This is a genomic window from Wolbachia endosymbiont (group B) of Schoenobius gigantella, assembly GCF_964031005.1.
In the GTDB taxonomy this organism is placed as follows: Bacteria; Pseudomonadota; Alphaproteobacteria; order Rickettsiales; family Anaplasmataceae; genus Wolbachia; species Wolbachia pipientis.
Window position 1 is genome coordinate 852,940 of sequence record NZ_OZ035002.1, and the last position, 15,056, is coordinate 867,995.

At 33.8% G+C, this 15,056-nt stretch carries 10 protein-coding genes and 2 pseudogenes; 11 read left to right on the forward strand and 1 reads right to left on the reverse strand.

Annotated elements, in window-relative coordinates; all coding sequences use genetic code 11:
* Nucleotide 1: 1 nt before the first annotated feature.
* From ACQH2O_RS03960 to ACQH2O_RS04000, 9 genes and pseudogenes are all read left to right on the forward strand, one after another.
* Nucleotides 2–358, forward strand: coding sequence for a DUF1016 N-terminal domain-containing protein (locus tag ACQH2O_RS03960; protein WP_425385040.1), 357 nt, complete (start codon nt 2–4; stop codon nt 356–358).
* Between the two features lie 80 nt (nt 359–438).
* Complete coding sequence (locus ACQH2O_RS03965; RefSeq protein ID WP_425385041.1) at nt 439–1,170, forward strand: PDDEXK nuclease domain-containing protein; 732 nt, start codon at nt 439–441, stop codon at nt 1,168–1,170.
* 7 nt (nt 1,171–1,177) lie between these two features.
* On the forward strand, nt 1,178–1,513 hold the full coding sequence (locus ACQH2O_RS03970; protein WP_425385384.1) for a GPW/gp25 family protein: 336 nt from the start codon (nt 1,178–1,180) through the stop codon (nt 1,511–1,513).
* A 2-nt stretch (nt 1,514–1,515) separates the two neighbouring features.
* Nucleotides 1,516–2,301, forward strand: a complete 786-nt coding sequence (locus tag ACQH2O_RS03975) for a baseplate assembly protein (protein ID WP_425385042.1) — start codon at nt 1,516–1,518, stop codon at nt 2,299–2,301.
* On the forward strand, nt 2,301–3,461 hold the full coding sequence (locus ACQH2O_RS03980; protein WP_425385043.1) for a phage tail protein: 1,161 nt from the start codon (nt 2,301–2,303) through the stop codon (nt 3,459–3,461). Before ACQH2O_RS03975 ends, ACQH2O_RS03980 begins: the two co-directional genes overlap by 1 nt.
* A 168-nt stretch (nt 3,462–3,629) precedes the next feature.
* On the forward strand, nt 3,630–4,340 hold the full coding sequence (locus tag ACQH2O_RS03985; RefSeq protein ID WP_425385044.1) for an ankyrin repeat domain-containing protein: 711 nt from the start codon (nt 3,630–3,632) through the stop codon (nt 4,338–4,340).
* Nucleotides 4,341–4,378: 38 nt separating this feature from the next.
* Nucleotides 4,379–4,832, forward strand: a pseudogene (locus ACQH2O_RS03990) (ankyrin repeat domain-containing protein).
* 4 nt (nt 4,833–4,836) lie between these two features.
* Nucleotides 4,837–5,271, forward strand: a complete 435-nt coding sequence (locus ACQH2O_RS03995) for a DUF2924 domain-containing protein (protein WP_425385031.1) — start codon at nt 4,837–4,839, stop codon at nt 5,269–5,271.
* Nucleotides 5,265–6,758: pseudogene (locus ACQH2O_RS04000) on the forward strand (recombinase family protein). The gene ACQH2O_RS03995 and the pseudogene ACQH2O_RS04000 overlap by 7 nt, the downstream one beginning before the upstream one ends.
* A 471-nt stretch (nt 6,759–7,229) precedes the next feature.
* Here the strand turns inward: ACQH2O_RS04000 and ACQH2O_RS04005 are convergent.
* On the reverse strand, nt 7,230–12,074 hold the full coding sequence (locus ACQH2O_RS04005; RefSeq protein ID WP_425385045.1) for an ankyrin repeat domain-containing protein: 4,845 nt from the start codon (nt 12,072–12,074) through the stop codon (nt 7,230–7,232).
* A gap of 311 nt (nt 12,075–12,385) precedes the next feature.
* On the opposite strand from ACQH2O_RS04005, the gene ACQH2O_RS04010 reads away from it, so the two are divergent.
* Nucleotides 12,386–13,176, forward strand: a protein-coding gene (locus ACQH2O_RS04010; RefSeq protein ID WP_425385046.1) for an IS5 family transposase whose coding sequence is annotated in 2 segments (ribosomal slippage) — nt 12,386–13,097 and nt 13,097–13,176 — 792 coding nt in all. Because the reading frame shifts where the segments join, the coding sequence is not laid out codon by codon here.
* A 562-nt stretch (nt 13,177–13,738) separates the two neighbouring features.
* Nucleotides 13,739–14,977 (forward strand): hypothetical protein, encoded by a 1,239-nt coding sequence (locus tag ACQH2O_RS04015; protein WP_264376207.1) that lies wholly within the window; start codon nt 13,739–13,741, stop codon nt 14,975–14,977.
* Nucleotides 14,978–15,056 lie beyond the last annotated feature (79 nt).

Consider the following 15,056-nt stretch of genomic DNA (forward strand, 5'->3'; position numbering starts at 1 on the left):
TATGGATATAACTACTAGCCTATTAGGAGACATTAGTAATTTAATAGATAGAGCAAAAAATCATCTTTCTGTTCAATTCAATTCTACTCTAGTATTGTTAAACTGGGAAATTGGCTCTAGAATTGATCAAGATATTCTAAAGCACAAACGTGCAGATTATGGGAAGCAAATCATCTCCCAACTTGCAAAAGAACTTCAGATTAAATATGGACGTGGTTTTGATAGAGCGTCATTATTTCGTATGGTGCAATTTTCTAAATTCTTTTCTGATCAAGAAATTGTCGCGACACTGTCACAACAATTGATACCAATTCTCATTATTAGTGAATCAAATAAGCGATATTGTAGAGTTATTTAATTGTGGAGTGAGAAAGAAAGGCAATAGTATGGCTTTTTTTCCATTGTTATCTATCCGTTTATTGTGCAGTGGGAATTGGTATGAGTTGGTCACATTTTGTAGAAATTATTGCAATTTCTGATGAGCTGAAGCGTAATTATTATATAGAAATGTGTCGTATTGAAAGGTGGAGTGTTAGGGCACTACGTAGTAAAATCGATACTATGTTGTATGAACGTACAGCACTAGCAAAAAAACCTGAAGATTTCATAAGAAGGAGTATAAAAAATTTACGTGAAGAAAATATGTTAGCACCAGAATTCATTTTTCATGACCCATACTTCCTTAGCTTCATGGAATTGCCATCAAGTTATAGTGAGACTGATCTAGAAAATACAATCTTGGATGAATTGACAAAGTTTTTACAAGAGTTTGGAAATGATTTTTGTTTTGTAACACGTCAAAAAAGGATGAGTACTAAAACAACTGACAGGTATTTGGACCTGCTATTTTTTCACAGAGGATTAAAACGCCTTATAGCAATAGAACTAAAAATAGGTCGCTTTGAACCAGCTTATAAAGGACAGATGGAATGGTATTTAAATTGGTTAGATAAAAATGAACGAAAAGCAGGTGAAGAAAAACCGTTAGGGATTATTTTATGTGCTGATAAGGATCAAGAGGATATAGAATATCTTGAACTCGAAGGCTCTAATATTCATGTTGCACAGTATTTAACACAGCTTCCTTCTAAAGAAATTCTTGAAAAGAAGTTGAGAAAGGCTATTGCTATAGCACGTGAAAAACATGCAAGTATTAAGTCAGAGCCATGAAAAATATATGAGAGGAATGGATGCTAAAACAGGAAAGACGTTAGAAGGAATAGAGCACTTAAAGCAGTCGATAATTGATATACTGACCACTCCAGTAAACAGTAGAATAATGAGGAGAGATTATGGCTCAAGATTATTTGAATTAGTGGATAAGCCAGTTAATCGTGATTTAACACTAGAAATTTACGCAGCAACTGCAGAAGCTTTGGAAAAATGGGAAAAGAGATTTAAGTTAGAAAAAGTAAAAGTTGAAGGAGTAAAAGAAGGAAAAATAACTATTTCACTTGAAGGAGTTTATCTGGCAAACGGGAAAAACATTCATTTTGATGGAATTGTAGTGTAAATATGCAGCAGCCAAATATTATCGAACCACTGAACTTTGAAGAGATTTTTGCTCGGATGAAAGAAGAATTAATAAGTCGAGATAAAAGTTTTACAGCACTAATTGAAAGTGACCCAGCGATAAAGGTATTAGAAGTAGCAGCATGGAGAGAGTTGTTACTCAGAGAAAGAATAAATGAAGCTGTAAAAAGTAATTTATTAAAATTTGCGAAAGGAGAAGATCTTGATAATTTAGCTGAGTTTTATGGAGTAGAGAGAGAAAAAGAAGAAGAGGACGAACGATTTAGAAAGAGGGTAAAAGCAAAAATAAAGGGGTGGTCAACAGGAGGAAGCAAAGAGTATTATCGTTATCATGCACTGTCGGCAGATAGTAGAGTAAAAGATGCATTAGTAGAATCACCTATACCAGGGAAAGTACAAATTTCAATCTTATCAACAACAACTGGCATAGCTTCAGAAGAGCTACTTGAAATTGTAAAAAAGCAGGTTACTAGAGATGATATAAGGGTTTTAACCGATACAGTAACAGTAATTGGCTGCAATATTATGGAAATAGATATCCACAGCAGAATGAGCATAAGTCCTGTAATATCAGAGGAGGAAATCAAGAAGCAGTTTATTGAGAAGTTTGAATTAGCAAAAAGATTAGGGTGGAGTGTAACAAGATCGTGGATAATAGCGAATCTATTTGTAGATGGTGTAGAAAATGTGGAATTAATAGAGCCAAAAGAGGATGTTGTGGTTCTAGGTAATGAATGTGCAAATTTGCGAAATTTAAAGGTTGAGTAATGCTATTACCCCCAAATGCAACAAAACAAGAGCAAGCACTGGTTGATGCAACAGATTATAAGGTTGATCTGAGCTGTATCAGGGGGTTTAAATTTAGATTAGAAGAAAGAATATTACCTTGGCTAATTGAGGAATATGAATTGGGGGAAATTCTACGCTGGGTAAAAGATAAAAGAAGAGCTATAGTAGAAGGATTAAAATTTCAGCGTTTAAGAGGAACCCCAGCATCACTCAAAATAGCACTAAAGTGGGCAAATATAGAAGATATTACAATCATTGAGGAGCCACCTGGAAAACATTTTTTTGAACTGCAGATAGGGATAAGGGATGTTCCAAATAACTTTTTTGTGGATGCAGTAGTAGAACTTGCAAAACTATCATTACCCTTAAGATCGCGGCTAATGAGGATTTTCAATGATCACTATAACGTTGATAGGTTTATTTTAGATGAAAGTTTATTCGGCAGCTTATTGTCAGACTATTCAGGTAGAAAAGTTGAAAAAGATGGACCAGTACTGTCATTTGGTCGGAAGAATACATTTGAGCTAAAAAGCTTAAATCCAAATTTTAAGTTTAGCACTTTTCGGATTCATTATGAGCAAGCATTTAGTAATGACATATATCGATTAGATGTAGCAGTACTTGGAGAAACAGAGCCTCACACGAGGGATTATAAAGGCATCTATGAAAGAAGTCATCAGTGGTACAACTTAAAAGCACTATATCCACTACCACAGAGCTTATTACCAGAAATAAAGTTTGCGAAAGCGCAAGTTATATTATCGGACAGTTGGAGCTTAGGAGAAATAAATGCATGTTTTCCAGTAAGTAGTGTAGAGGAAAGAGGGAATAAATTTGTATTGCGAAGCGATAAACTTTCAGGGCAGCATTGGAATTTAAAACACAAGCCAATTTTAGAAAGATTTAGCGTTACTCACCACTACAAAATAGAAAACTATACTGATCAGAAGATTACAAAATATGGTTTAGCAGAACACAATATTAAGTATGAAAACGATTTAGATTCAGAGCAAAAAGACTCAATACACGAATTAGAAAATTACATTTTAGTATTTTACCCGGGAGTACTGAAGTGGCACGAACATCGACATTTGTACAGAAGTTGGAAAAATAGTCAAGTGATATGTGTAATAAGTTAAATACTTATATTTAGATCCTCATATATTATATTAATAATAGGTTAAAATATATGAAATAAAAAGAAAAAGACTTGCTTTCTCATGCTAAAAAAGACATGACTTGAATAGCAGCAGGTAAACATAAGAAATTTGTCTGGCGCTAGAAAAGCTAATTTTGTGAGGTATGAAATGAGTTTTAGCAAGAGTAAGTTTTTTAAAGAAGTATCAAGTAACGGATTTAAAGACATTAATAAAAGAAATGAAGAAGGAGAGACGATATTACACCAAGCAGTAGAAATCTCCGATTACAAAACAGTGAGGTTCTTAATAAAGAAAGGAGCAGAGGTTAATGCAAGAGATAAAAATGGTTATACGCCACTACACTGTGCAGTATTCGCAAAAAGTTTAGAAAATGTAAAAGTGCTGCTAAGGGAAGGAGCGGAAGTAAATGCCACTCAATATGTCACTGGATGTACGCCACTCCACTCTGCGTGCAAAATAGGAGGAGCAGGAGTTGAAATAATAAAAGAGCTAGTAAAGGCAGGAGCTGAAGTTAATCAACTGAATAAATATGGCGCAACACCAATGTATTACATCTGGGAAAGTGAAAAGTATTGTTCATGGAATAGCGAAGAGAATGAAAAGGCGAGTAAGTTTCTGAGAGAACAAGGAGGAATAACAAAAAGTAGAGAACTGACGTGCTATGGAATAGAGGGGCTAGTGGGAGAAATAGCAGACATGTTGAATGGGAGTTATTTACCAGAGTTAAAAATAATAGAGATAGAAGAAATAAGGAAGAGAGACAAATCGCTAATAAAGGAAGAATGTAAAAATTTAGCAAGCAAGATAATGAGCCAAGTGAACGAAATGATAGATGAGGTGGTGAGAAAGAAGGCCTAAAAGAGGGGTTAAAATTTAAAGAAAAGGTGAGGTAGATTATGAGTAAAAAAGAAAAAGAGGAGTCACTATTAGAGAACTCATATAAAAATATTTATGCAAGAGACAAAAAGGGAACTACATTATGCAGTAGACGCAAAAACAGTGAGATTATTAGTCGAAAAAGGAGCGAATGTGAATGCTAAAGATGTAGAAGGATACACAGCACTGCACCTAGCGGTAACGGAGAAACGTCTAGAAATCGTGAGGGAATTGATAAAATCAGGAGGGAATGTAAATGCGGAAGAATATGGAAATAAATGCACACCGCTGCACCTTGCATGCATGATAGGCGAAAAAGAGATAGTGAAAGAATTAGTGAAGGCTGGAGGAGAAATAGAACAAGCGGATAAATTTGGAATGACAGCAATGGATTATGCGAAAAACAGTAAGGAGATCACTGAAATATTGAAGAAAGAAATAGACAGAATTGAAAAGCTATTTATGAAGGGCTAAAAATATGGAGAAAGAAATAGAAAAGAAAGTAATGAATTTAGAGAAAAAACCTTTGGGTGAAATGAGAAAAATATGGAAGAAGGTATATGGGGAAGAGGCGCCTAGATACTCAAAGAAATATCTGATACCAAGATTAGCTTATAGAATGCAGGAAAAAGCGTATGGAGAAATGTCAAGAAAGGGGACAAAAAGACTAGAATATCTGGCAGATCGGCTAGAGAAGGGAAAAAGAATAAGTAGTGACAAACTGCCAGTAGCAGGAACAGAGCTAATATTAGAGAGAGGAGAAGAGACGCATGCGGTAATGGTAACAGATAAGGGTTTAATCTACCGAGAAGAATTTTTCACATCATTATCAGCAGTAGCCGGAAAAATAATGGGAATGAGCTACAATGGGCCGCTTCTATTTGGAATGAGAGATAAGGAGAAAGAATGCTGAAAGAGGTAAGATGTGCGATATATACTAGGAAGTCAAATGAAGATGGTCTAGAACAAAAGTTTAATAGTCTTGATGCGCAGCGAGTAGCATGTGAGAAGTACATAAAGAGCAAAGAAGGCTGGGTAGCATTGGCAAAAAGGTACGATGATGGAGGTTTCTCAGGAAAGAATTTAGAAAGACCAGCAATAAAGGAATTATTTGAAGATGTTAAAGGAGGAGAAGTAGATTGTGTAGTAGTATATACGCTAGATAGGCTCTCAAGGGAAACAAAAGACAGCATCGAAGTAACGTCATTTTTTAGAAGGCACCGAGTAAATTTTGTAGCAGTAACGCAGATATTTGACAATAATACGCCAATGGGAAAATTCGTACAAACAGTGTTATCAGGAGCAGCACAACTAGAAAGAGAGATGATAGTAGAGAGAGTAAAAAATAAAATAGCAACATCAAAGGAGCAGGGATTGTGGATGGGGGGAACTTTGCCGCTTGGATATGATGTAAAGGATAAAGAATTAATAATAAATGAGAAAGAAGCAAAGACAGTAAAGCATATATTTGAAAGGTATGTAGAGCTGAAGTCAATGGCAGAACTGTCAAGGGAGCTAAACAGAGAAGGATACCGGACGAAAGGAAAATCAGATATCTTTAAAAAGGCAACGGTGAGAAGAATAATAACAAATCCAATATATGTGGGAAAAATCAGGCATTACGAGAAAGAGTATGAAGGAAAGCATGAAGCAATAATAAAAGAGGAAAAATGGCAAAAAGCGCAGGAATTGATAAAGAATCAGCCATATAGAAAAGCAAAATATGAGGAAGCACTGCTAAAGGGAATAATCAAGTGCAAAAGCTGTGGTGTAAATATGACACTGACATACGCAAAAAAAGAGAATAAAAGGTACCGATATTACGTGTGCAATAACCATTTAAGGGGAAAAGGTTGTGAATCAATAAACAGAACTATAGTAGCAGGAGAGGTGGAAAAAGAAGTAATGAGAAAGACAGAGCAGCTATATGAAAATGGGAAAGAAAAGACCGAAGAAAAATGGAAAAATTTAAGTTTTGGAAAGCAGAAAGAAGTAGTGAAAAAGTTAATAAAAGGAGTAATGGTGAGAGAGGATGGAATAGAGGTGAGTTCTGAATCAGAGGAAAAATTTATACCAATAAAGAAGAAAGGAAATAAATGCACGGTAGTATAACCAGAAGCAAAAACAAATAATGCATTGCTAAAAGCAGTGGTGAGAGCTCACCTATGGAAACGGCAACTAGAGGAAGGAAAATACGCAAATATAAAAGAGCTGAGTGCCAAAATTAATATAGGTACAAGACGTATACAGCAAATTTTAAGGTTAAATTATTTAGCACCAAAAATTAAAGAAGATATAGTAAATGGGAGGCAGCCAAGAGATTTAAGGTTAGTTGATTTAAGAGAAATACCGATGCTGTGGAGTGAGCAAAGGGAGAAATTTTACGGCTCAGCGTCGTAACGTTTATAAAAATAACAATATGAAAAAACATCGAAAAAAGTATGTGCCAGAAAATTAAAAAAGGTTATTGCAAAAGGAGCTACTACAAAGGGCCACACAAAAAGATGTTGAAATTGATATAGAAGAGCAAATAAATGTTACAAAATCAATTATGTAGAAAATCAATATAAGTGATGAAGATTTTAGCATATTAGGTGCAACAATGGTAGAAGATGTATCCAATTTTAGCTGCATATTGTAATAGTAGATTTAGAGGAAAATTCTTTAAACATCAAAAAAGGCAATACTCTAAACTTCAGCACACAACTCCAGGAAATAGTACATGTCGAGCAATCTATAGCCCCTTTTGAATCTGAGAGTGTACTTGAAAATCCATAAACATTAAGTAAACTTTTTAAATAAAATGGTTTCTTTTTCAACTTACTAAATAAACTTCTCCCATCATTGCTGTGTAACAAATCATATACAAAGCTATGGTCTACTTACAAGCAGTGCCTTCTGTTGATGAGATGCTTTTTCTATCTTTAACTCATCCATACTACAGCTTGGCAAGCTTGAATAGCATAAGGAATCTTTTTGTTCTTGCGTTTGTTTTGCCAAGGCCTTATTTCTATAAGGTAGGGGTTGAAAATGATTACTTCCCTTATTTACTATATGTAAGACATTATTGTCATCATAATCTATCCTATTATACTCACCTGCACTTCTTGATCCTGAACTATCTATTAGTTGATGCAAGTATGGATCTTGTTGCTCATCAGTAGCATTGAATGGATTACTCTCTGCAACATGTAATTTCACACCATACTTACTACAAAGTACTCTGCCCTCGACATCGGAACGTCCCCAAAATTCATTCTTTCCAATGCTATTGATATATTGGTTACACGTAATTCCACGATTTACGAAATCACCTTCAACCTCATCAAAGTCCTTGCCAATTTTACTTATAAACCAATCTGGAGGATTGTCTTGCGCAAATCTCTTACACTCATTCCTTAACTGCTCTACAGTAACTTTGATTCCCTTCTGTTGTTCCATACTTTGCCTGAATGAATCAAAAAAACAGCTTCCATTATTGATTGCGTGCCCTAAATAGAAGTCATCAGGTATGTTTGATTTTTGCTCTTTATCACCTTGTTTTTCTGCCTTTTCAATAATTTCTTCCTCTAAACCAAAAATCTTACTCCAGTTGTATTTACCTTCTAACCCCAATTTTTTACTTTCCTTTTCTGCTGCTTTAGCTAAGTCTGTTTTAGAAATATCCCCTTTTTCTTCATAGAACCTAGATAAAATTTTAAAGATATCTATCAGGTAAGTTTTTACGTCAAAATTCTTCTCCTTTTTTACAATATTAGACTTAATATTGCGTAAATCTTGTAATAACTTATGCCTTCTAGCAATTTCCTCCATAGAATCCCTTCTTAACTCTTCACGTTCTGTCCATTTGTTGTTAGACTCGCTTATTACTTCAGGACGCATTGATCCACCAGATCTTTCAAAATATCCCTGTTCAATAGCATCGTAGACCCAGTAGTTACCAAGCTCGCAATCATTGCCTAACTCTTCTTCGCGACCTTTGAATTTTTCCAATACTTCCTCTTTATTACTCACTTCTACTATAATTTTGCTTTTATCTTCTACGTCAGGATACAGTCTAACGTCTATATTTCCCAAACTGGTATAGAAAGTTAATACTATACTGCTACCTTCTGTAAGATCTGTGTAATTCCTTATACCATTTTGAGTTATAATTTCCACCTCACTTTTGCCAATTTTTATTATATCCCTTCTATATGATCCCTGAATTAGTTCCAGATTTCTTGTTCTATCTGTGATTCTTGCAATATCTATTATACTATCCTCTGAGTATTCTAAGTAAGATACATTATTATCAATTTTTCCATCATACAGTTGACCGCTGGTAGCATCCTTTGCAACTCTAAAAGATTCTTCAGCATTACTAACATACTCTAAATGAGCCCTGATCATATTAGCTTTATGAGCTTTGAACTTTAATTCTATTGTATCAATGACTTTTAAACTTTTTGACCTTTTTAACTTTGCTCCTCTTGATATTAATGTACATACTATATTACTAGCAATTTCATAGTTTTCTTCTAGTTGAACAATTTTTTCTAGTATTTCATCTGTGCAATAACACTCTTCACCCTTGGCCAAATTCAATCTTATTCCAGAAGATATGACTTCATTTACAACTTCTTGTAATTCGATCATGCTCTTAGCTTTTACCACCTTACTTGAAAACTCATTGCGTTTAGCAAGGTGATTTATTTGATAAATCTCTGATAAGAAACTATCGCATTTTTCATAATTGTCTTGTTTATTACCTATAAAATCATCTGCTCCTGCTTTTAAGAGCAAGGCTTTTACATTAGGAAATTGACAAGATGGCCAATCAAGAAGTATTGAACTATCATCCTTAACATTTAAAACTATCTTTAAGTCCTTGTCATTTTCATATTGATTCAAAAACTTTCTTAAACTTTCAACCCCTGGATCATAAGCACTATCCCAATCTTCATCAGAACTTGTAGCGAGAAGCATTTCACCTAACTGCTCTCTTAATTTTTTTTGATTATTTTTTAGTAAACATCCTATAATATTGTCATTATCAATTGCAACTTGCAATGGAGTTTTCCCATCGTTATTTTTTATGCTTAAATCAGCTCCTTTGCTTATGAGCAAACCCATAGTTTTTCTGCTATGATCACTACACTTAGCAGCATAATAGTGTAAAGGTGTGTTACCTTTTTCATCTTGTATATTTGGATCAGCTTTTGCATCTAAGAGATACCCAACATCTTCATATCCACTGGAATAAATAGCAGTATCATGCAAAAGTGTTTTACCTTTATTATCCTTCATATTTAGATCAGCACCAGCTTTGAGAAGAGAAGGAATAACTTCGTCGCATTCGAGAAACACGTTCAATATTGTTGTCCCTAGATGACCTCTTTTTAGATTAAGAATACGCTTGAGGTCTTCATTTTTCTCGTTACTTTCTAAAAACTGCTTAAGATTTGAAAATGAGTCATAATTTCCCATATTAAAATCTTTTATAATACTATTGAGTAATTTTTGATTTAACTCTTTTTGACTCTCTTCCAGTTTTAAGTTAGGTGCATGAATAAGCCACTCATCTATTAAATCCTCTAAGTATTTTTTATCATCTATCAAACTTCTATCAGCCCAAAATAAATCTCGCTTAATGAATTCATAATAACTATCTACTGGTAATTCAGTTGCTTCTGTTTTTGGGCTACCTATTTCTGAACACTCTTGTCCAGTACTTGATTTCCATTTTGATTCTTGCTCAAAAGAACTATAATAACCCTCATCTAATAACTCGTCTTTTTTATGCATTCCTCTCTGGTTGCACTCACATCTATCATAGTCAATTTCCGTTTGAGTAAGTCTATCTACCTTAGTATTTGTCTTACTGGACTCCTCTGATGACGATCTTCCAGGTTGATGTTTTTGAAGTTTAAATTTTAAATCTTTGTTTCCTTTTTGTAATATGTTCAACTCTCTAATCGAATCTTGATTTTCTAATTTACTTTGATTCAACAGACTCCTTATATGAGTAGGTTCCTCGCTTTTTGGTGAATCTTTATTATTATCGGGTGATAATTCCTTTACTAAATTCTCCAGATACTTTTTCTCGCTTGTTAACCAATTTATCAAATCCACACTTTGCTCTAATCTTTCCTGTAGCTGTTCATTTAATGTATCTGTGAACTGAATTTTGCTTTCTTTATCCTTTAATTCATTCTGTAAGCGGTTAATTGTAGAATTATCAATAGAATCGTCATCTTGCAGGTATTCATATAACACCTCTACTGCTTCTTGCTGATATTCATCTGACTTCTTTATCTTTTGTTCTAATCTTTTATTTTCTTCATGGATTTTATATAGCTCTTCTCTCAGTTTTTCTATTGTGACTTTACCATCTTTTAGTTCTCTTTCTGTGTTATTTAACTGGAGTAAAAAACTATCCACTTCTAGTTCTAGTTTTTTATTCAATTTCGTTAGTTCTATATTTGTATTATTTATATGATTATTAACTTGCAGATCCTCATTTAACCTCTTTACCTGTTGTTGTAACTTTTTGTTTTTTTTATAGGCTTCAAGCATCCTTTCTTCGAGTTTCTCTTCCATTTCTTTTCGTAAGTTATTCAACTCTGATAAAATATTGTCTCTATCTGAATTTATTATTGCACACCATTCCTCTAGTTCTGCGTTTTTCTTCTTCAAGAGTAAGTTTTGGCTCTCCATGCTAGATCCTATATTTTGCTTTTTGAAATCCTCTATAGCACTCCTCAATTCTATGTTTTCTTTTTTTAGCCTACTTATTATTAGTTGAATTTCTCTGTTTTCTTTTGGCATTTCACTAAATTGTTTAAATGGCAACTCTAATGGTGCTTTCTTTTGTGAAAGTTGATTACAATTACCTTTTACATTATTCAATTCCTTCTCTTGTTGGAATAACTCCTCTTTATTATTTTCTAAAACCTCTATAGTAGTTTTCAGTACTGAACTTTCTATTTCATTTTCATTTAACTCAACCTTTTTCCCTATTTTAATTTGACTTTCCTGTTCAATTTTCCTTCCTCTGTCTTCTAATTTATTTTCAAGCTTATCTAGCGTTGTCTGATTAACCCTATTATATGACAAATTGAGTGCAGTTAGATGAGGAAGGTTAACTAGTGCTTTTGCTCCCTCATCGCCAATTTCATTGTTCCATAAATAAAGTTCAGTAAGATTTTGAAGATTAGCTAATGCTTTTACCCCTTCATTACTAACCTTATTATACGGTAAATAAAGTACAGTAAGTTTTTTGAGACTAGTTAGTGCTTTTGCACCTTTATCGCTAATTGGATTATCTGCTAAGTTAAGAAAAACAAGATTTTGAAGGTTAGCTAATGCTTCTGCTCCTTCATCACCAACATCGTTTCGTGATAAGTCAAGCTCAGTAACATTTTGAAGTTTAGTTAATGCTTTTACGCCTTTACTACTAATACGATTGGACGGTAATTTAAGTTTGGTAAGACTTGTAGAGTCAGATAGTGCTTCTACACCTTCATTGCTAATGTCATTGTTTGACAAACTAAGCTCAGTAAGACTCGTGACGTTAGCCAATGATTTTACACCTTCGTTGCCAATTTCACTATTTTCCAAGGAAAGCCTTGTAACATGAATATTTGCCTGTAAGAAACTTACTAATTTGCCTATATTTACTGTTACTCCATCTAGTGTTAAAATGTTATTTTTAATATAAAGGTTGAAATCCATTTTATTTACCTTACAACAGTGTAGTATATAAAATATTACATAATAATAATTGCTATTGCTAGTATAATGTTAGATACTGACTTGATAACATAATGTGTGAGATGTGTGGTCCAATATTCTGATAGGATCAAACGATTATAAATCATTCAGCAGGACTATAAACGTTCAAATGTACAAGGTCTAGTGTATTTTCTTTTCTAAAAAAGTTGTGTGTATGGTTAATCTTGAACTATGAGAAATTTACACATCTAAGAGCCTGTACGCGATCTCTGAATACGGTAAGATGAGGTATAGTTGATATGAGGTAAACTATGAGGAATACATATCCAAGTGACATAAGTTGTGAAAAATTCGAAAAGATTAGACTAATTTTAGAAAGCGTGCGAAAGAAAAAAAAGCCAAGAAGGCTGGATTTATATGAGTTATTTTGCGGTGTGCTTTATGTGCTAAAAAGTGGCTGTCAATGGCAAATGCTGCCAAAAGAGTTTCCAAAATGGCGCAATTGTTATGACTATTTTAAAAAATGGAGTGAAAAACCAAACGGAAATAAAGAAAGTATTTTGGAGCGTGTGTTAAAAAAAATAATTGGCGTGGTCCGACAAAACAATGGTCGGAAAGAAAAAACTAGCTTCTGCATAATTGATGCTCAAAGTGTTAAAAATACAGATACTGCTGAAGAAAAAGGCTATGATGCAGGTAAAAAGATTTCAGGAATAAAACGCCATATAGCAGTTGATACTCAAGGTTTACCACATGCAATTTATGTAACAACTGCAGGAACAACTGATCGCAGCAGTGCTGTGAAGATGGTCGATAATGCAAAAGAAAACCTCTCTGGAGTAAAAAATATACTGGTTGATGCAGGCTATACAGGAGAGAATTTTGCAATTCAGATAAAAGATATTATTGGTGCAACTGTTGAAGTAGTAAAGCGGAGCGAATTACACACCTTTGCTGTATTGCCGAAAAGATGGGTTGTTGAGAGATCTTTTGCTTGGTTAGAAAAATGTAGAAGATTGTGGAAAATTGTGAGCGAAAACTCAATACCAGCCTACAAATGGTTGGTCTGGCTTTCACTGCTTTGCTTCTGAAAAGATTATGAACAGGCTCTTAGAGGAATACCATGACAACCAGTGTGGGAACAAATTGTTTTGTTTACTGTTTATTTTTTTAAATCGTAAAACAGTGCGCATGTTTGTGAGAACAAGCAGCATAAAATAAGATTATAAAAATAGAAGATTTAAATTATTTCCATAAGCTTAGGCAAAACAGTTCATATGTAGATATGGATGAGATGGGCTAATGTGGCTAGTTTTAGCGTATAATGAAATCATCATATAAAAAAGTTAGTATGGATCACTTGGTAGACCATCCCATCCCAAGAAAAACACTTCTCACCGCCCCTGGTTTTGGGTCTTGGAAATGGTTAATTTGCTTGAGATTTTAATAATATATTTTGCTGAATTAATATTGATTTACTTGCGGAAGAATAATTAAGGTAGACTTATAAAAAACAGAATTAAAAAGTGAACAAAAGACTGTATATTAAGCCTTTTACTGAAGACTACTTTAGGTTAGAAAATTTTTCTAAAATAGTAATTGACAAAGTTTTAAAGGTAGAGCAATATGCCTAAAATGTATTAAATCTTGTTAGGGCGGTAAGTATGGATTACAAAAATGTACAAAAGGTATTACTAACATCTATCAAAGAAAACGATCCTCATAAAGGATTCAAGGAATTAGAAATTAAGAGGTATTGTATTACATATCAGACGTTATTGCGTGAATGGGATAGGACAATAATAACACCATTTATTAAGGAAATTTTAGAAAGCGAAATTTGTTGGAAAGCCGATGATACCTTAGGTTATATTAAACTCGATAGGTATGCACTAGGGAAAAAATTGTTAGACTTGAAAACTGAAGATGAACAGAAATCTCTTCTTGATTCCTTTGACCGTTACAGAATTGCCTGCTGGTGTTGTTTTGAAGACGAGATAAGAGCTATTTTTGAGGAATTTAAATTAACATTAGGTAATAAGCCAGTAGAGAGTTTAGTTAAGGGATGTGATAACGGGGCTTTAATGGTCTACTGGTCACATGCTATGAATAACCAGGAACATCAGTTAGAATTAAATAATGAGCATCCATACGTTTACGCTTTTAAATGTGCAATGCTGGAAAAGCATGTTGAAGCTTTGGAATTCTTCTGGAATAAGTTACAGTCAATTGGTTCTGTATCCCCAAAAAGGAAAGAAGATTTATTAATGGAAGTAGCATATAATAAAGGACGTTTTTCTACTGATGATGTTGGAATGGTTGATTTTTGTCTACGTAACCTTCATGAAGATAAGTATCATGAGTTATTGAAAAGGGATTTTAAGCAAAATAAGTATCATTATACGTTAAGCACGCTAACAGCAGGTTATTTCTTTGAAAGTGCCAAAAAGCTATTTGAACATTTAAAGTCAGAAGATTTATCTCCTGAAGGTTATAGTACATCAATGTTTGGAGCATTGGACTCACTTGTTTCTGTACCAGATGATAGTTTTATTAAATCTGGTAGTGATATGCTTACCTCTATGTGGAATAGTCCTGGCTTTGAGTCTCATAAACAACACTATTTAAATAAGCTAAGCGAACAACTCTCATCAACCAGAGATTTGGTTGCTTCTCTTATTAAGGGAAATAAAGCTGTTAAAATATTATCTGAAATTGTTAACTCCCTTAGCCAAGAGCAAATGTACTCTATTATGGAAGAAGATAAATCAGAATATGAGCTGTTTATGAGAGTTAGAAACACGCAATTGCATCGTGGGGCAGGTGATACTCAGTTACCAAGTTCATCATTAGATGTAGAAACTATACAGCAGAAGGTAAGTGGTGTTAGAGGCGAAGTGTAGAGTTTCTCTTTTGGAAAATTCAGTTACTTGGACTTATAATGAAAGCATGCAAAGAGTTTAAATAAGAGTAAAAATTGTA